General features: G+C 48.3%; 16 protein-coding genes. 5 read left to right on the forward strand and 11 right to left on the reverse strand.

Annotated features, from left to right (window positions below; all coding sequences use genetic code 11):
- Entirely contained in the window at positions 1-1,185 is a 1,185-nt protein-coding gene (locus tag ACKU41_RS15900) for a GNAT family N-acetyltransferase (RefSeq protein ID WP_321402182.1), read from the forward strand.
- Here ACKU41_RS15900 and ACKU41_RS15905 read toward each other — a convergent pair.
- A complete protein-coding gene (locus ACKU41_RS15905) occupies positions 1,182-1,793 on the reverse strand; it encodes a YqiA/YcfP family alpha/beta fold hydrolase (protein ID WP_321402184.1) in 612 nt (203 codons plus the stop codon). The two genes, ACKU41_RS15900 and ACKU41_RS15905, sit on opposite strands and share 4 nt — an antisense overlap.
- 104 nt (positions 1,794-1,897) lie before the next feature.
- On the opposite strand from ACKU41_RS15905, the gene ACKU41_RS15910 reads away from it, so the two are divergent.
- Positions 1,898-3,049 (forward strand): GAK system CofD-like protein, encoded by a 1,152-nt coding sequence (locus ACKU41_RS15910; protein WP_321402186.1) that lies wholly within the window; start codon positions 1,898-1,900, stop codon positions 3,047-3,049.
- Positions 3,050-3,070: 21 nt separating this feature from the next.
- Positions 3,071-3,922: a deoxyribonuclease IV gene (locus ACKU41_RS15915; protein WP_321402188.1), complete on the forward strand. Its 852-nt coding sequence runs from the start codon at positions 3,071-3,073 to the stop codon at positions 3,920-3,922.
- 96 nt (positions 3,923-4,018) lie between these two features.
- Here ACKU41_RS15915 and ACKU41_RS15920 read toward each other — a convergent pair whose 3' ends face one another.
- Positions 4,019-4,294, reverse strand: a complete 276-nt coding sequence (locus ACKU41_RS15920) for a DUF2325 domain-containing protein (RefSeq protein WP_319778508.1) — start codon at positions 4,292-4,294, stop codon at positions 4,019-4,021.
- A 255-nt stretch (positions 4,295-4,549) separates the two neighbouring features.
- Between ACKU41_RS15920 and ACKU41_RS15925 the strand changes: the two genes are divergently transcribed.
- Positions 4,550-7,672 (forward strand): PAS domain S-box protein, encoded by a 3,123-nt coding sequence (locus ACKU41_RS15925; RefSeq protein WP_321402190.1) that lies wholly within the window; start codon positions 4,550-4,552, stop codon positions 7,670-7,672.
- Positions 7,673-7,860: 188 nt separating this feature from the next.
- On the forward strand, positions 7,861-8,352 hold the full coding sequence (locus ACKU41_RS15930; RefSeq protein WP_319778511.1) for a hypothetical protein: 492 nt from the start codon (positions 7,861-7,863) through the stop codon (positions 8,350-8,352).
- Between the two features lie 99 nt (positions 8,353-8,451).
- On the opposite strand, the gene ACKU41_RS15935 is transcribed toward ACKU41_RS15930, so the two are convergent.
- The 9 genes from ACKU41_RS15935 to ACKU41_RS15975 all read right to left on the reverse strand — a co-directional run bounded on the left by ACKU41_RS15935 (position 8,452) and on the right by ACKU41_RS15975 (position 16,996).
- Positions 8,452-9,315 (reverse strand): nitroreductase family protein, encoded by an 864-nt coding sequence (locus tag ACKU41_RS15935; RefSeq protein ID WP_321402193.1) that lies wholly within the window; start codon positions 9,313-9,315, stop codon positions 8,452-8,454.
- A 151-nt stretch (positions 9,316-9,466) separates the two neighbouring features.
- The gene (locus tag ACKU41_RS15940; protein WP_321402195.1) at positions 9,467-9,835 is read right to left on the reverse strand and encodes an amphi-Trp domain-containing protein; all 369 of its coding nucleotides are present in this window, start codon (positions 9,833-9,835) and stop codon (positions 9,467-9,469) included.
- 25 nt (positions 9,836-9,860) lie between these two features.
- Complete coding sequence (locus ACKU41_RS15945) at positions 9,861-11,048, reverse strand: GAK system CofD-like protein (RefSeq protein ID WP_319778516.1); 1,188 nt, start codon at positions 11,046-11,048, stop codon at positions 9,861-9,863.
- 183 nt (positions 11,049-11,231) lie between these two features.
- Positions 11,232-12,320, reverse strand: coding sequence for an HprK-related kinase B (locus tag ACKU41_RS15950; protein ID WP_321402197.1), 1,089 nt, complete (start codon positions 12,318-12,320; stop codon positions 11,232-11,234).
- Positions 12,320-13,195 carry a GAK system ATP-grasp enzyme gene (locus tag ACKU41_RS15955; RefSeq protein ID WP_321402199.1) on the reverse strand — a complete coding sequence of 292 codons (876 nt, stop codon included), beginning with the start codon at positions 13,193-13,195 and terminating at the stop codon, positions 12,320-12,322. The genes ACKU41_RS15950 and ACKU41_RS15955 overlap by 1 nt, the downstream gene beginning before the upstream one ends.
- A 24-nt stretch (positions 13,196-13,219) precedes the next feature.
- Positions 13,220-14,878, reverse strand: coding sequence for a PhoU domain-containing protein (locus ACKU41_RS15960; RefSeq protein ID WP_321402200.1), 1,659 nt, complete (start codon positions 14,876-14,878; stop codon positions 13,220-13,222).
- Positions 14,879-14,880: 2 nt separating this feature from the next.
- The gene (locus tag ACKU41_RS15965; protein ID WP_319778521.1) at positions 14,881-15,153 is read right to left on the reverse strand and encodes an amphi-Trp domain-containing protein; all 273 of its coding nucleotides are present in this window, start codon (positions 15,151-15,153) and stop codon (positions 14,881-14,883) included.
- Positions 15,154-15,250: 97 nt separating this feature from the next.
- Positions 15,251-16,393, reverse strand: a complete 1,143-nt coding sequence (locus ACKU41_RS15970) for a hypothetical protein (RefSeq protein ID WP_319778522.1) — start codon at positions 16,391-16,393, stop codon at positions 15,251-15,253.
- A 48-nt stretch (positions 16,394-16,441) separates the two neighbouring features.
- Positions 16,442-16,996: a GAK system XXXCH domain-containing protein gene (locus tag ACKU41_RS15975; protein WP_321402201.1), complete on the reverse strand. Its 555-nt coding sequence runs from the start codon at positions 16,994-16,996 to the stop codon at positions 16,442-16,444.
- Positions 16,997-17,008: the final 12 nt, after the last annotated feature.

Raw genomic sequence — 17,008 nt, forward strand, 5'->3', positions numbered from 1 at the left:
ATGACTGATATTCTGGATGGACTTGAAATATCATGGGTTCCCTCGATCACTGAAGTTGATCGTGATGAGTGGAACCGACTGGCTAAAGCGCTTGATTTTCCTTTTCTGGAGTGGGACTGGCTGCGGCTTATAGAGCAGAGCGGCAGTGCCACCCCGGAGAGCGGATGGCTTACGGCTCATCTCCTCGTGCGTTATGAAAACAGGCTTGTCGGAGCGGCTCCGCTGTTTGTGCGGGACCAGAGCGAAGGTGAGTTTATTTTTGACCGGGTCTGGGCTGAGGTGGCGCAGAAGGGCGGGATTGCTTATTTCCCCAAGATTGTGGGCATGAGTCCGTTTACTCCCGCTTCCGGATACCGTTTTCTTATTTCTCCGGATGTTCCCGGTAAAAGGGTCTGCGGCCTGATCTGCCATACCCTTGATCGCTTCTGTGCAGTTAACGGTCTGGGCAGCTGTGCTTTCAATTTTGTGGACCCGGACTGGGTTACAGAGATGGAAGCTTTCGGCTATGCCGCTTGGAAGCATCAGGGTTATGTCTGGGAGAATAATGATTACCGTGATTTTGACCATTGGCTGGGAACCCTGAACAGCAACAGGCGTAAGACGGTACGCCGTGAACGAAACGTCCTTCGCCGTGAAAATATCCGGGTGGAAACCCTGACCGGCTATGATATTCCCGAGAGTTATTTCAGCCTGATGTTTCAGTGTTACGAATCCACCAATGATAAATTCGGAGTCTGGAGCTGTAAATATCTCACTCCCCAGTTTTTTGAGGGGTTGAAGCAGAGCATGCTGGAAAACCTGATGTTTACTGTTGCCTACCGAGGTGATGATCCTGAACCTCTGGCTTTGTCCATGTTTGTTTTTTCAGGGGACAAGCTTTGGGGCAGGTATTGGGGCTGTTTTGAGGAAGTGCGTTTCCTCCATTTCGAGCTTTGCTATTATGCACCCATAGAGTGGGCCGTGGCCAATGGCATAAATATATATGACCCGGGCATGGGCGGAGAGCACAAAGCCAGACGCGGCTTTTTCTCCACCCCTTCCTACAGCCTGCATAAATTTACCGACCCGTCCATGGATTTGACTTTCAAGACCTATATTCAGGAAGTGAACAACCTTGAAAACGGGTACATTTGTGAAATGAATGACCTCATGCCCGTAGGCCGTTTGGAAGAGGGGAAAGATTAATTCTGCTGCCGCAGCTGCAGCAGGAAGTTCCGGACCCTTTCATCCTTGCGGGAGACTTCCCCGTATCCCTGAAACTGGTGATCTGTGTCATATGAAATGATTGCGGCCCCGGCCTTTTTAAGTATTGACTTCATTGCATTCTGGTCGAGCAGTTCATCATGTTCGCCGATCAATGCCAGTACCTGCCCTCTGCTTGCTCCCTGCTTTGCAATTCTTTTTTCTAATTCTTCCTGCGCTGTTGCGAAGCGGTCTACATGTTCCTGTGAAATAAGGATGCTGTCACCGTTGGAAAATTCATAGACATCCCCCAGACGGTTGCGGACCAACTCAGCCGGGGTCAGAGCTGGATTAATCAGAAGTGCGGGAATTCTATGCCTTAGGTGCATGATCAGGGAGTAGAATCCGCCCATGGATGATCCCTGCATCACCAGCGGGCGTTCTTTGTTTTCAACTATGATCTTATCAATTATCTCAAGGCATTCAAGTGGGTCTGCGGGTAGGTCAGGACTGATTAGCTCATGATCGGGATAATTTTCAATAAGTGCGGCAGCCTTTGAGTTTGCGCCGGAAGAACCGAATCCGTGTAAGTTAAGGAAAATGTTTTTCATATCAGTAATATTGAGGTATGTTGTTATCCGAGTTGTAATGACTTGCATAGCCGATATCATAATGCTTACTAATCAAATGTGCGGGGCAGGTAAAGGAGTTGCAGTTGAATAAAGAGCATCCGGCGATTGTTTTTTTCAGCGGAGGGACAGCCTTGAACGGTCTGGCTGCTGAGCTTGCCAAGGTCAACCCGGAGTGCGCCTACATCATAACTACTTTTGATTCAGGGGGCAGTTCTGCTGCTTTGAGGGAAGTGTTTGACATGCCTGCGGTCGGCGATGTCCGTAACCGTATTCTCGCCCTTGCTGATACTGACAGTCCTGAAAAAGCCAATATTGTTGCCATGCTCAACACAAGGCTGCCCCGGTATGCGGACCGGACCGCATTATACGGGCAGCTTTCCCATCTTGCCAATGGCTCACATCCCTTGATGGACGGTTTCTCCGAAGTTGTCCGCAAAATTATTTCCGAACGGTTTGCCTTGTTTATTGAATTGGCCGGAGACAGTTTTGATCCGGTCAATGCAAGTCTGGGTAATATTGTACTGGCAGCCGGGTTCATGGCCCATCAGCGGGTTTTGGCTCCGCCGATCGCCCAGCTTTCCCGGTTGATAGGAGCCAGAGGCGTTGTCCGCGCATCCACGGTTGATAACGGGCATCTTGCAGTAAGGTTGATGAATGGTGAGATTCTTGCCGGGCAGCATCTATTTACCGGCAAGGAGAGTGATCCGGTTGCTTCGCCTATTGATGGTATGTGGATTTGTTCCGGTATAGATGATCCCTGGCCGCGTTCGGTGCATGGCTCTTCTCTGGCCATAAATCTGATCAATGATGCAGATATGCTTGTTTATCCCATGGGTAGCTTCTATTCCAGCACATTGGCGGCACTTTCTCCGCAGGGATTGGGTCAGGCCATTTGCAGGAACCCTTGTCCCAAGGTTTTTATCCCGAATATGGGGTTTGACCCTGAACTCATCGGTCACGACATAAATCTTCAGGTGGAGCGGCTTCTGGAGGTGTTGCGTATGGATTCTGCTGCCTATGTCAACTTGAGCAAGGTCTTGAATTTTATTCTCATCGACTCCGTTAACGGCACTTATCAGCAAGAGCAGGATTTTGCAGCCTTGGAAAAACTGCCCGTGAAAGTAATTGACCGCAGGCTGGTTTCAGATGAATCTGAAGGTCTGATTGACCCCCGCCTACTCGCTCCAGTGCTTATGGAGCTGGCCTCAACCGGTGGAAAGGGGGGCGTAAGTTAAATCTGAAAATAAGGAATTTGTATGTATATAGGCGCTCATATGCCCATTACCGGCGGAGTGGACAAGGCTGTAGAGAGGATTATGTCCATAGGCGGGACCGCCTTGCAGATATTTACCCGCAACCAGCGCCAGTGGAAAGTGAAGCCCCTTGATGAAAGCGTGGTCGATAATTTTAAGAGCTTGAGGGAAGAATGGGGCAATTATCCGGTCAGTGTCCACGATTCCTACCTGATTAATCTGGCTTCTCCCAATCCTGAAAGCGCATCCAAATCCGTGAAGGCTTTTGCAGAGGAATTACGCAGAACCGAGAGGCTGGGGGTTGAGTCTCTGGTCACCCATCCCGGCTCACATCTTGGTTCAGGCAAAGTGGAAGCACTTGAAAGGTATGTATCCAACCTTGATCAGGCTATAGCCCTTTCGGAAACAGAGGAAGTAAAGGTCCTCATCGAAAATACCGCAGGGCAGGGAACAAATCTTGGCAGCAGGTTCGGAGAATTGGCCACTATATTGGAAGACTCCGGTTATACCTCACGTATGGGGGTCTGTTTTGATACCTGTCACGCTTTTGCCGCCGGGTACGATCTGCGCAGTGCCGAATCGTGCATAGAGGTTTTTGAGCGTTTTGATGAACTTGTCGGATTGGATTTTATCCGCTTTTTTCATTTAAATGACAGTAAACATGAATTGGGGTCGAAGAAAGACCGTCACGAGCATATTGGAAAGGGACACATTGGACTTGAAGGATTCAGGTTCGTAGTCAATGATACCCGCTTTTCAACCGTCCCCAAGGTTATTGAAACCCCCAAAGATGATGATCCCGAATTTAAGCTTGATAAAATGAATATAGATCTGCTGCGTTCCTTGCACGGTTAGCCGGCTTTATATCGTTTTTGGAATCTCGGTCTGCTGCAGGCGGACAAAAGACTGTCTCCAAACCGTCTTTCCGCCGCAGTCCTCAGTCGTTTATGTTTAGAGGTTTTCAAGGCAGTTCTTCAAGGTGGACACACCGCAGGAATGGAACATGTGCAGAGGAATCTGTTTTGACTTGGTGTATTTAACAATATCTTTTTTGGCCGCATGGGATATCTGGTTAGTGAAGATGATTACATGGTCTGCACTACCGAGTTTTGAAGAAACCTTGTTTTCTTTGCCGGTAAAGACCTTGAGCTTGATGCCTTTCTCCTTTGCTGAAACAATGTAATCCCTTTTGAGCCTGTCCATTCCGCCTATGAGGGCTGCGCACATGGTTGCCTCCTTTGTTTTGGTTTTAGTAATTTTATAGTGAAAATGATTTTCAGTGTCAAGTAGAGGCGGTAAAAAATATCAGTACCGGGCTGAAGTGCCGCGGCTGTTCTCAGGCAGTCAAAATTGTTGTAATGTCGGTATATGTTTTTGCGCAGGTTTGGGGTATTATTCAACACCGGATGTGAAGAGAGTAGACTGGTTTCAAGTCTTTGGAAACGCGGAATTAAATTTTAGTTGGGCGGTATTTTTGATTTGATGAAAAATAATGAGGCTATATCTGAATCCGGGATGGGGAATCTAGTTTCACGCATTTTACTTACCTGCGCATTTGCGGTTTTTGCCGGGTTTGTGGGGCTATCTTTATGGGTCGGGTATTCTTCACAATTGCAGGTCAGGACCACCGCCCGGGATTTGTTTGTGGGCGAGTCTGCGCGGCGGGCAATGGCCGTCAGTTTTTATTTTTCCAATCGTGTTTCCGAACTTGAAAATATTGCCTTAAGTGAGTCTGTACATTCCCTGACCGATGTGTTGAGCGAAAAGGGGCGTGCTGCCTTCACCGATAATTACGCCCTTGTGGAGGATGTTTGTTCGTTTGTGAATAGCAGTCTCTACCAACGCAGCGCTGGCAATGAGCAGGCCTATTCACGGATTGCAATTCTTGATGACGGGGGCGGGATTATTGTTGATTCTGATGCCGAATGTACGCTGGAAAGCGGTGATCATGAGCTGGAAAAGTTCAGGGTCCGGCACGGTTCCCCTGCTTTCTTTGCAGGGGAGTATGGTGGAGAACTCGCGATTGTGGTCAGCGTTCCCATTGATGCTTCAAAGGGAATCAGGGGGACTGTAGTTGGTTGGACAAAATTGGACAGCCTTTACCGCAGTCTCGGTTTCATGACCGTGTCTCCTTCTGTCGGCAGTGATTTCCTGCGAGTGGGAGGAACAGTCGTTGCCGTTTCAGACAGTTCCGCGCGGCAGAGCGGACAACTTCTGCTTATGGATGTCCTGCATGAGTGGGACGGCCTGACGGTTCTGAAAGCCGGACAGTCAGGCAGGGAAGTTGATTATCTTGCTATTTCATCTCCGGTGCAGGGGACTTCGCTTAGCGTTATCAGCCTTGTGGAAGAGGAAAAATTATTTGGTTTCCTTAGCCTCAGGGCTCAGTTTATGCTTTCAATCTTTATCTTTTTGATAATAAGTATCGGCTGCCTCTGGCTGATACGGTCCGTGCTGGCCCGCAAGGTTTATGATGCCCGCATGCAGGAGGCCGCAAAGAGGGTTGAGGAAGTCAACAGGCAGAAGGATAAGATCGAGCAGGAAATCAAAAACCGCCATCTTGCCGATGCGTTGCGCAGGAGGGCTGAAATCAAATTCAGGGATATTTTTGATAATGCACCGATCGGTATTTTCCAAGCCACCCTTGACGGCAGTTATCTGACTGTGAATAAGGCTCTTGCAGAGTTGTACGGCTATGAGAGCAGTGAGGACCTGATATCCAAAGTCGAAAGCCTCGGCAGTCAGATCTATGTGAATATGGAAGATTGGAACCGTGCCGTACAGATATTGCACTTATCAGGGCGGGTCGCCGGATACGAAGCGGAATGCCGTCGCAGTGACGGTAGTGTGGTCTGGACTTCACGTGATTTGAGATTGGTCGAGGCTGAACCTGGAATGCCTGCTTATGTGGAAGGTTTTGTCATCAATATAAGTGCCCGCAAAAAGGCTGAAGAGAAGCAGCAGAAGAGCGAGTGGAGGTTCCGGTCTCTTTTCGAGAATTCTCCGGTGGCCCTGTGGGAGCTGGATATGCGCAAACTCAAGGCTCTTTTCGATTCATACGGTCTGGAAAAGGGTCCTGCTATTCGAGAGACGTTGCTTTCAGACTTGGAATCGGTGAAACAATCTATGAACTTGGTGGAAATAATAGATGCCAATAACCGCACCCTCGAATTTTTCGGTAACAATTCGCGTGAAGAACTAACCAATAAAGGGTTTTCAGCCTACGTTTCTCCGGATTCATGGCGTATATTCCGAACCATAATGCTTGACCTGATTGCAGGAGCACAAAGACACCGCAGTGAGTTTAATTTCATCCGGCTGGACGGCAAGGAGCAGTCTTTTATTCTTAATATGAATATTGTTCCGGGATTTGAGGACTCCTGGTCCCGTGTGCTGGTTTCTGTCGAAGATATTTCAGAGCTTAAAAGAATCGAGCGTGAGCTGCGGGCCAGCAGGGAGGAGGCGCAGAAAGCCAATGAAGCCAAAGGACGTTTTCTTGCCAATATGACACATGAATTCAGGACTCCCATGAACGCGGTCAAGGGTATGGTCCAACTCCTGCAACGTTCTGAATTAACAGCTGAACAGCAGGAGAATCTGCGTTTGATCAAGTCGTCAGTGGATAGCCTGCTGGTTATTGTCAACGATATCCTTGATTATTCCAAACTTGATTCCGTGCATGTTGAATTGAATGAAGAGCCTATAGATCTTCCCGTTTTCCTGAGTGATATGCGGGATGTGGTTGATGTGGGGGCCATGAACAAGCCTTTGCAGGTACTCCTTGAAGCGGAGAATGTGCCGGGGTGCGTGCGGGTTGACAGCCTGCGTCTGCGTCAGGTGCTTGTCAATCTGTTGGGTAATGCCGTTAAATTTACCGATAAAGGGTCAGTGACCTTGCGGTGCAGTCTCGATTCACACTCCGCTGAAGACAGCAAAAACTATCTCCATTTCGAGGTCTCTGATACAGGTATAGGATTGCCCGAGGAAGCAGTTGAGGATCTATTCAAATCCTTTGTGCAGGCTGATCCCAGCATAACCCGTCGTTACGGCGGAACCGGTCTGGGGCTGTCAATTTGTTATAAGCTGGTCAAGCATCTTGGGGGAGAACTTTCGGCCTGTAATAACGAGCATGGAGGGGCGTTGTTTTCCTTCTCCCTGCCCGTGGAAGTATGTGGCCGTAGTTGCGTTGATGGAGAGTGCGATAGTGTAAATTCCCCCCCCGAAAGTGTCGATTTTTCCGGTATTAAAGTGCTGGTAGCTGATGATAGCAAGATGAATCGTATTCTGCTGCGTAAGATTTTTGATAAAAACGGACTTACTGATTATGTGATGGTTGAAAACGGCAAAGATGCTGTTGACGCTTTTTCCGAGTCTGATGATTTTGATCTGATTCTCATGGATATACAGATGCCTGTACTTGACGGTTTTGAAGCTACCCGGGCAATCCGTAAAACCCATTCCCCGGTCAGGATTGTAGCCCTTACAGCCAATGTGGGGGGAGAAATTCTGGATAAATGTATTGAAAGCGGGATGGATTCACGGATTACCAAGCCCTTCAACGTGGATGACCTGCTTGCGGAATTGGCAAAGGTAGCCCAAAACTAGACGGTGAATAGTTGATTTTTGCTTGGGATGTTGTGCCGGTAAGAAAATGCTTTGAGTGCAGGTAGTTGTGTGATTTTTGTCCTGTCCGATATTTCTTGAACGGTTTTAATTACAATGGTAATTCCCTAGTAATGACGTATGATTTCAGGCTGCCTTAAGGGTTTAAGTTTTTTTACAGGCGAATTGTGATGATAAAGGCTCTTGCACAGAAAAAATATAATTATTTACGTGTGGCCCCTTTACCCCATTTTGTACTGGGACTCTGTATCGGCATGGTGGTGACTCTTGCATGGCTGGCGGCTGAGTTCTATCGTGACGGGCACAGTTTCGGCTTCATCACCTCGGCGGCCATTGCCCTGAGCTGGGTGACCGGGGCTTTCTTTTCCGTGGCCGATATTATCAGCCGTTACCGGGAGTATCTGCGTATCCGCAGAATGCTGATGGATAAAGGTTACAGTGATAAGATTTTTAAGACTGTGGCCTCTTCCCGCTGTCAGCGCGACGCTGCTCTCTGGGCTGCCAGACAGGCCGGATACGGGTGCCTGGCCAAGAAGGTCTACCACCGCCTTGGATACCGCTGGTATCATATTATGCCGGACATGTTGGTCCGTAATCCTTTCCGTTTATTTACCCCTAAATTTTTGCGCATGGCATTTATGCCCGGTAAGCGTGTTAAATAGGTCTGCCTCCGGCGACTGGGGAAGCTCTACTAAAAGTTTCCAAGCCGCCAGAGGCAGAATCATTTCATTAAAAAAGAGTTTAGCGCATTAAAGGTTTTCTTAATGCGTATTGGGCTTTGCCCGGAAAACAAATTTTCCATCCTTTTCTTCAGCAACAGCCTTGTGTCTCGGCGGGATGGCGCGGTATTTTACAGCCGGATAGCCTAAGAACAGAGCTCCGTGGGCCATGTGTTCAGCGGGGATGGCGAGAAAATCCAGAACCTTTTGACTATATGCCGCGGCCAGTACCACGTAGCCTGCCCAGCAGGTCCCATAGCCTTGGGCATGGGCAGCCAGTTCAAGGGTATTGGTGGCGATTACGGTATCGGCCTGCGGGGTGATGCCCTGCTTCGGCGCCCATGCAACAGCCACAGCCGGTGCCTTACGGCAGATCACATCGTTGCCTTTTTTCCATGCATTAACAATTCCGGCTAGAAATAATTTTTCAGCCAGCGGATTTTTCTGTTTGACCATATCTTCCATCCACTCAACGATCACCTCGCCAAGCTCGTGGACCTTCTCGGCAGTGTCCAGAACCGTCCATGAGACAGGCTGTGCGTTGTGACCGGAAGGAGAGTAGGCTGCAGTATGGATGAGTTCACCGATTTCAACTGAACTTATATTTTTTTTCTTGAATTTACGCACGGAGCGGCGGGTTTTGATCAGGGTTTCAACGGAAGCCGCATCTGGCAGTTCTTCCTTGCTGAAAGGAACTGCTTTTTGTCCTTCAAATGCAGTAAGGGTTATGGCTCCGGTGGGGCAGACGGCCATGCAATGACCGCAGTTGATACAGTAGTTTGTTTTCTTGGGATGAACGGTGGGTATCTGCCCTTTTTCTTCCACAGTCAGTACAGAGAGAGGGCATTCGTTTACGCAAAGTTCGTCCGCTTTGCATAGTTTCGCATCAATTATAACTGGTAACATTTTAGTTTCCTTGTTTGTGGGTATGAATTTGTGTTTGTGAATAGGTAAGCATTGCTTACGATTTGACCAGCAAAAAAACGCCTCTTTGCGGGAGGCGTTTTCAGATTGATGACAAAGTCTCAATGATTTATTTTCATTGCATTAATTGAATCTACTTCGAAGCCTTTTTAATCACGACAGCTTTGCCGTAGTCAGGCTCAGCATCCTTGGTTTCGGCCCCCGTTTTTTCCGGTTCTGGATCAATTTTTTCCCCGGATTCGGTTATGCTGAAATCTTCTGCTTCACACGGGAGGTCTTTCCAGGAAAGCTTAATGCTGAGTTTGTTTTTCCGTTTATTGGTTTTGGCTTTGATCTCCATGTTGATTTTATCGGAAGGGATCAGAGTCGCAGATTCTTCCCCGTTCTGGATGATCATGTTACCCGCTTTGAATCCTTTAAGGATGTCTTCCAGAATGGTGATTGCTTCTTCCTGCCCGACTTTCTTTTTCAGGCTGACTTTGGTTTTTTCTTCTTTGCCCATACGTACCTGCCTTTTTCTGTGGTCATCAGGTCAGTGAGAGCAGGGCCTGCGAGAGAAGATGCGGGTCCAGATAGGGAGTGCTTTCTTCGCTGACAAGCTCGCAGTCTATTACCCGAATACCGAGTTTGTTGATTTCTCTTTTATCTATTCCGCCGGGGTAGATCCCGTTTACCGAGTCCACAAGTATGAAATTGAGTACATCGCTGATAGCTATATTGTATGGATCGTCCTTGCGCAGGTAATAGAGGAGCTTGTGAATCTGATCGGTCAGGGAATGGCCTTTCAGTTCCGGATCGGTTCCGGTATTGGGGGTAAAAATTTTCGGGCACCTGTTTTCGCTGATTGCTTTGCCGATACCTTCAGGCAGCAGGTTGGCCACCACACTGGAATAAAAGCTCCCCAAGGGATAGCAGATCAGTTCCGCGCTGCAGATCAGCTTGCTCATTTTATTGCGGATTTTAACTGTGCAGGGGGTGGAATCGTCCAGTTCTTTAGCCAGCCAGAGTTTCTTGATGCCGGAACCGATGGGTGAGGCTTCTTTCCCGGTAAGCAGGTGCTGCCCGACCACAAATGTACCGTCTTCCAGTTCTGCCGCAAGATGGATATCCCTGTTGACCGTAGGGCGCACAATACCGCGAACCTCAACCAGCTTTGAGAAAATATAAATTACCGGATCAATGTGGCGGCGGTTGTTGATGTATCCGGCGGTGAGAATAATATTGCCGATACTGGCTCCGCGCAGGTTGAAATCCTCCATCACGTCTGCAAATTGAATGAAATGGGTACGGATTATTTTGCGCATGGGGGCAGGAATATCGCGAACCAGCGGGTGTTTGCACGCCATCATTTCTTCGAATTCCGCACGCAGTTCATCATCGTCAGCATTCTTGGGCAGGCGGTAGGCGAAAAGCTTGTATATTTCCGGGTTGCCCAGCACAGATTGATCAGCAAGAGCCATTAGTCTGTTGCGGATATCACCTATTCCAAACATATTAAACTGGCTGCGAATGACAGCCGAGCTGCCCCCGGAATCAAAAGGCGTTATCACGTGGATGCTGTTGTGAGTGTACTGGGTCAGTACGGTGGAAGTCTTTTTAAGCGCAGTACCGCCGCTGAAAAAAAGAATTCTGGGGCCCAGGTCCGGGGTTCTTCTGTAGCGTTCCAGTTTAATCGGGTCCGGCACCCGTACTTCACGTTTGATTTTAATGCGCATTTTGTTGCCTCCGGCAGTTGGGGAAGGGGAACTTTCCCCGCTGCCATCCCCTCGAAACTTTTTAGTATGCTTCACAGCTTCGTTTATTAAAGCGGCGAAGCCTTAATAAAAGGTTTTGGGATTCTTAAACCCTTTTGGAAAAGGATTTAAGGCCTCCGGCAGGGCCACCGGAGGCTATATCAGTTAGATCGATCCGTCTTTCATAAATTTCAAACAGGCATCGGCAGCTTTGTCGAAATCCACACCGCCGCTGATTTCAATGAGAGTAGTCTTTGACAGAAAGTCCGCATAGGCGTCAACATCGGGATCGCTTTCTTTTTCAGGAGAATCGGGACGGTAAAAAAGTCCGGTTCCCTTCATGAATGCGGGAAGCAGGTCTTTGCGTTCTTTGGGGTCGACGATATTGACTGTTGTTTCGGAATTATCGCGCTTCCAGTTAAGGATTACCAGTCCGCTTAAGGGAGCCTTGAGGATGAATTTATTTTTGCCGTAGCATTCGTCGATAAGAGCATCATATTTGTGTTCGAGTTCCCACAGTTCTTCCTTGGGCATGGCGAGAAAACGCTCCTTGTCTTCACGAGTCACGATGCAGGAAAGGTCCGGGTTGTTCAAGGCGGTGCCGGGATTGATGCGCGGCTGTTTGGCTACCCCGTACATGGTCAGGGAATCGCCGTTGTCTTCGGCCATTACCCGGTCATTGCTGACAAAGGTGGTGCCCCGGCTCATCAGGTGCAGGGCGAGGGTGGATTTACCCATGCCTGAGAATCCGGCCATGGCAATTCCGCGTCCATTTTCAATCACACCTGCGGCATGTCCGAGAAAGCACCCGTTGTTAAGTTTGTACTCAATAAAGCGGTTGTTAATGAAGTTAATGACCTGATTGGAGTTTTCAATGCAGGGACCGATGGCGATGTTGTCCTCCCCACCGAAAACGAAGAGCATCCCGGTCAGTCTTTTGTAAACAACACGGCCATCAGGAAGATTATGAAATTCTTCTTTGATTTTGGTCTTGCCCGGATCAGGCTGCTTTACGGTGTATTCAAGGCCGAGGTCCGCTACGGGACATTCATGTGCGGTGATAAGGATGTCACCTTTGTCTGTATCTACCAAAAATTCTTTGAAGTAGTTGTTCAGATCGGCCAGCAGCTGAGAGTTGTTGACTCTTGTTTCGATTACACAGCCCCCGAAGTCGATAAACAGGGATTCGGTTGCGGGGAAATCTTTGCGGTATTTTTCAATAATTGCGGATTTGGTGATTGCGCTCTGGTTCATTATTCTTCTACCTTTTTGATAACATAGTCTACGTAATGGGCAGCAGCGTCTATGCCGCGGGCATCAAGCAGGCCGCGGAATCCGCCGAAGGCTGATACTTCAAAAATAAAGGGTCCCTCAGGGGTGATGGCAACGTCCACACAGGTGAAATCGAGGTTGAATATGGCCTGCGCTTTACGGGCGAGGTCGATGATTTCCTGCGGGGGATCAACTGGCGCGTATTTGCCGCCGTTTACGGTGGTGGTATTCCATGAGTCGGTGGTTTTGCAGCGGGCGTAAGTGGTCAGATATTCACCGCCGAGAAAGACGATGCCGAGGTCGCTGTCATTGAGGTCGATAGTTTTCTGGATGTACATGGTGTTGTACTCTTTATGGTAATCCTCAATAATCTTACGGGCGTCGGGGCCCGGTTTGAGTACAAACATCCCCCGGGCCTTGGTGCTGTACAGGGGTTTGAAAACAGCCTCGCCGTATTCTTCAACTGCGGCCAGCGCGTGGTTCACGTCTTCGGTGATGGTGGTCGGAGGCATGGGAATATCGCCGAGCTGGAGGGAAATGGTGCAGGTCAGGCGGTCCAGAACACGCAGGATGGAGTAGGGGGAGGAGAAAAATTTTACCCCGCGCCCTTCAAGCATGCGTAGCATTTCAAGCCTGTCGAGCAGGTCCGGTGAGTACTGCTTACCGATTTTTTTGATTATCAGCGCGTCATAAGTGGAAAGGTCTTCCCCTTCCACCATGGCCCGTCCTGATGGCAGGTCCAGACGTACATCCTGCATTTCGAAGATTTTTGTCTCGCGACCTGTTTTTTCAGCCACAGCCTTGGCGAGTTGTTCGGATGACCAAGCGCCTTTCAGGCCAATTACACCTATTTTCATTGTCAGCACCTTTTGTTTTGCTTGTTAGTAATGAAGGATGTCTTCCGGCAGAATAAACTTATCCCACTTGCCGCTGTAGCGGTTCATCTTTTCCAAGAGGAACATGGAGCGGTTGAACATTTCCTTGGCAAAACCGTAATTGAATTCGAAACGGGTGGAAGTATAGAAAGAGCGGGCCAGTGCCAGTGCCATCCTGGCCTGCCATGTGTCATCTTTGTTTTCCTGCGCGAATTCTTCAGTGAAACTGTACATGCGTGAAATCACCGCATTGATTTTGTTCCTGATGGGACGGTCAAAAACAGGCATGCGGAAACCTGAAACAAGGAAGACCGAGAGGTCCTGAATGTAGTCGAAATCACGGGAGCGGTGCAGGTCAATGAATCTGACTCTTTCATCTTCGTTACTGTAAACGACATTATTGCAGTTAAAGTCGCCGTGAATGAATACTGTGAACGGGGCCGGAAGAGTGTTTTCGATACTCGCACATTCATTGAGCAGGGCTTCGGAGGAGACTATTTCCGCAGACCCCATCTGGCTTGCGCTGCGGTGGAATTCCGGGTGAACCTGCAGCACTCCGTTCTGGCGGGCCTTGAGTTGTTCCATGAAAGTGGTTCGGACCGGCTGATTCTTTTTGGTCGTGGTCCAGACATGACGCAGGGTCTGTTCAAGGGTGAACAGGGCGTTTTCGAGGTCTGTGTCATCCGAGGTCAGGATCATGGTATCAAGGGTACAGCCGGGCAGAAACTCGACCAGCATGGAGCCTTTGTTTTCTTCTTTGGTTTCGTGAAAACCGAATATTTCAGGAACCATGCCCGGAAAGCGTGCTCCCCATTCTTCAAGGCTTCGTTTTTCAAGCTTGATTTTATCCAGATTGCCTTCTTTATAAATACTTCCCTGTGCCACCGGGGGATTGTTACTGTTTTCATCACCTTTGGCCTGAATGTGTCCTATGCGGCAACCTGAGCGCGATCCCCAGATTCCTTGAAAGTCGATGTCCGAGAACGAACCATCGTAACCGGAAACGCTCAGGGTTTGTTGCAGTGATTCAAACTGTTCGATTTTAATGCGTTCTCCGAGGATGGAAAAAATGATTGCCTCGCCGATATTAAGCAGGGAATCACCGATCCGTTCAAGGTAGCGAAAGATGAACAGGCAGGTCACAAGGTCGGGAATGTTTTTTCCACTGCCCATCTCAGCCATGATGCGGTTGAAATTCTCTTTGTACAGGGAATCCAGACGGTATTCTGATTTACATATTTCGAGTGCCAGAGGCATATCCTCATCGCTGAATCCAGCTGCAATTTTTTCTACAGTCTCTTCAATAATATCAAACGCTTCTGAGCATTCGTAGCGATTTATTTGGCCTTTGTCCTCAAGGTAGGCCATCTGGTTTACAATATTGACGCAATGATCTCCGATACGCTCCAGATTGACCGATGAAACTTGAATGGCCCTGATTTTATTAAGCAGCTTGGTATCAAGATCGATGGAACTATTGATCCGCGAGTATGACTTATTCTCGATAACTGTTTTTAGGTTGTCGATATAGTCGTCGCGGGAGGTGATCTTGCGGAAAAGGGAACGGGAGGGTGAATTTACGAATTCCCGTGTAGCCTTGAGTTGATTTAAGACTTCGATGATAAGAAACTTGAAGTTCTCATCCAAACCTTCAAAAGTAAGCATGATTATGTATTGATGTTAAGTGTTTTTACAGTGGGTGATTCATCCCCGTCGGAATCTTTCCAACCTATTTTAATATTGATTTTGTTGCCGCTTTCCTTGCGCTTGGCTTTTACGGTGAAATTGAGCAGCCCTTCGGGGTGCAGCTCAATTTCGTCGCCGTTGGTGGAAAGATTGATTGTTCCGGATTCAAAACCGTCAACAAGTGACTGTAGGAAGGTACGGATGCTTTCCGCATCCTGAAGTGATTCAAATACGAATTTTTTTTCGCTGGCCATCAGATTTCTCCATAAGATGTTTTGCTGCTTACTAGCACTATGTGTAACATGAATGATTGCAGCAATGTAACGATTTGATGACGAAGAGGTTGTCCAGCTAACCGGCCATGCGTGCTTTATACTCTTCAATGACTGAGGGACGGTCAATTCCGGCTACAATCAGTTTTTTTCTGATATTCAGATCATCCCATGCGGGTTGCAAACCTATTTCACGGGCGGCTTTGGCTGAGTCCTGAGTATCCAGCGGTTTGGTTTTTTCGCTCATGTGGCAGTCATCACCCATGAAAATGAGTAATTCCTTGTCCCCGCCGGTGCGGGAGGCGTTCTGTTCATTGACCACGGAAATAAGGAAATCAGTGTAACGCTGGGATTGCGGATTCCAGACTTCAATGCCGTCCACATCATATTTTGCCAGCAGAATAGGCCAGAACTCTTCCGGGTGGGGGATGACCACGCAACCGCCAAGAGAGCGCGCTTCTTCAATCACTTCGGTAGCCCGGTAGAAGAATTTAAGTGAAAAGTCGGCTTTGACCAGCTTTTTAACCTCCTTGAGGTAAGCCTGTATGCGGTTGATCAGGTTGTCGCCGTATTTGGGGCGCATGGCGTCGAAATAGTTACGCAGCAGTTTGTTCTTTATGGAATCCTTGGGTACGGTGGACCACTCTTGATCAAGCATGGTCTGGATCTTGGTTACATAGACCCGGACCATCTCCACGAGGTCTTCATCTGCACCGGTGGATTTAGCCGCTTTTGCAATGCGATCCTCCATGGGTTTGGTGATGGTGTCCATGTATTCAAAAAGTTGTGAGGAACGGTATTTGAAAGTGTGGGACAGCATGGATTTAAGTACGTGCGCTTCTTCAACTTTTTCATTTTCAAAGTGGAGCAGGAGCTGTACTTTCTGATTGAATCCGCTTGCATAGCAGTCCACTTCAACTCCGGTGTAATCACCGTAACTCATGAGAACGTTATGCTGGGTGGGTATCATCAGCTTGTCGTGAACATTGGGGAACATCTTCTCCACGCGCTGGGTGATGTACTTGAATGGCACGAATTCAGGATGCCAGTGAACGGCCAGCAGGTTTTCCTGCCGGGCGTATATTTTGGAAGGTGTAACCACCTGCTCAATCTGCCAGTCGGCAAGTTCAGTTGAGATTACTTCGTGGAACCTCTGGCGGTCCTCATCCGAGATTTCGGGGGAAACTTTTACTGCCGCTGGGCAGGAAGCTGCTGCGTTCATTTTTTTATTCGTCCTGTTTTTGGGGGCTGTTTGGATTAAATTTTTGTTTCAGTCGTACTTTGCGTGGCATCTGGTTTTCATGTGGTTCAACTCATCGCATGCTGCATGAGTCTTCTCCACGTCACCTTCATCGAATGCTTTTTGGAATGCGTTGCAAAGCGCGATGTATTCTTCATAATACTCATCACCCAACCCCTTATCCTCGTCTGTGACCATGAGTCGGGAGTCATCGATAAATTCCTGCACAACCTCAGCCGGGGGAAGTTCTCCGGAATGCAGGGTTTTGAAAATTATCTTGAATGATTTCCTCATTTTCTTTTTCAAGTTGCTGTATTTGGGCTTTGCCGGAGTAGACGAATCTCCTGATACCGCTTCAGGGGCAGGACCAATGGAAAACTCTTTGGAAGGTTTAGCTTTGATTTTGATTACTGTCTGACCTTGTTCATTGCGGATATTCATCTTAAGTTTTTCAAAGCCTTCAATGGATGCGAGGTAAGCGTCTTCATCTGTGGCACCATTTTCTATTGCTGAAGCCATTTTGCGGAGAAAACCAGGTAATTCCTCTGCACTTATCATTCTTTCGATTTTATTTTCTTTTCCCATAACTGCGCTCCG

It is taken from the genome of Maridesulfovibrio sp., assembly GCF_963678865.1.
In the GTDB taxonomy this organism is placed as follows: Bacteria; Desulfobacterota; Desulfovibrionia; order Desulfovibrionales; family Desulfovibrionaceae; genus Maridesulfovibrio.

Bases quoted from the DNA above. Each gene is read 5' to 3' on its own strand.
- ACKU41_RS15915 (WP_321402188.1), top strand. From the start codon at position 3,071: ATGTATATAGGCGCTCATATGCCCATTACCGGCGGAGTGGACAAGGCT.
- ACKU41_RS15935 (WP_321402193.1), bottom strand. From the start codon at position 9,315: ATGTTACCAGTTATAATTGATGCGAAACTATGCAAAGCGGACGAACTT.
- ACKU41_RS15955 (WP_321402199.1), bottom strand. From the start codon at position 13,195: ATGAAAATAGGTGTAATTGGCCTGAAAGGCGCTTGGTCATCCGAACAA.
- ACKU41_RS15960 (WP_321402200.1), bottom strand. From the start codon at position 14,878: ATGCTTACTTTTGAAGGTTTGGATGAGAACTTCAAGTTTCTTATCATC.
- ACKU41_RS15970 (WP_319778522.1), bottom strand. From the start codon at position 16,393: ATGAACGCAGCAGCTTCCTGCCCAGCGGCAGTAAAAGTTTCCCCCGAA.
- ACKU41_RS15905 (WP_321402184.1), bottom strand. From the start codon at position 1,793: ATGAAAAACATTTTCCTTAACTTACACGGATTCGGTTCTTCCGGCGCA.
- ACKU41_RS15975 (WP_321402201.1), bottom strand. From the start codon at position 16,996: ATGGGAAAAGAAAATAAAATCGAAAGAATGATAAGTGCAGAGGAATTA.
- ACKU41_RS15945 (WP_319778516.1), bottom strand. From the start codon at position 11,048: ATGCGCATTAAAATCAAACGTGAAGTACGGGTGCCGGACCCGATTAAA.
- ACKU41_RS15940 (WP_321402195.1), bottom strand. From the start codon at position 9,835: ATGGGCAAAGAAGAAAAAACCAAAGTCAGCCTGAAAAAGAAAGTCGGG.
- ACKU41_RS15925 (WP_321402190.1), top strand. From the start codon at position 4,550: ATGAAAAATAATGAGGCTATATCTGAATCCGGGATGGGGAATCTAGTT.
- ACKU41_RS15920 (WP_319778508.1), bottom strand. From the start codon at position 4,294: ATGTGCGCAGCCCTCATAGGCGGAATGGACAGGCTCAAAAGGGATTAC.
- ACKU41_RS15930 (WP_319778511.1), top strand. From the start codon at position 7,861: ATGATAAAGGCTCTTGCACAGAAAAAATATAATTATTTACGTGTGGCC.
- ACKU41_RS15900 (WP_321402182.1), top strand. From the start codon at position 1: ATGACTGATATTCTGGATGGACTTGAAATATCATGGGTTCCCTCGATC.
- ACKU41_RS15950 (WP_321402197.1), bottom strand. From the start codon at position 12,320: ATGAACCAGAGCGCAATCACCAAATCCGCAATTATTGAAAAATACCGC.
- ACKU41_RS15965 (WP_319778521.1), bottom strand. From the start codon at position 15,153: ATGGCCAGCGAAAAAAAATTCGTATTTGAATCACTTCAGGATGCGGAA.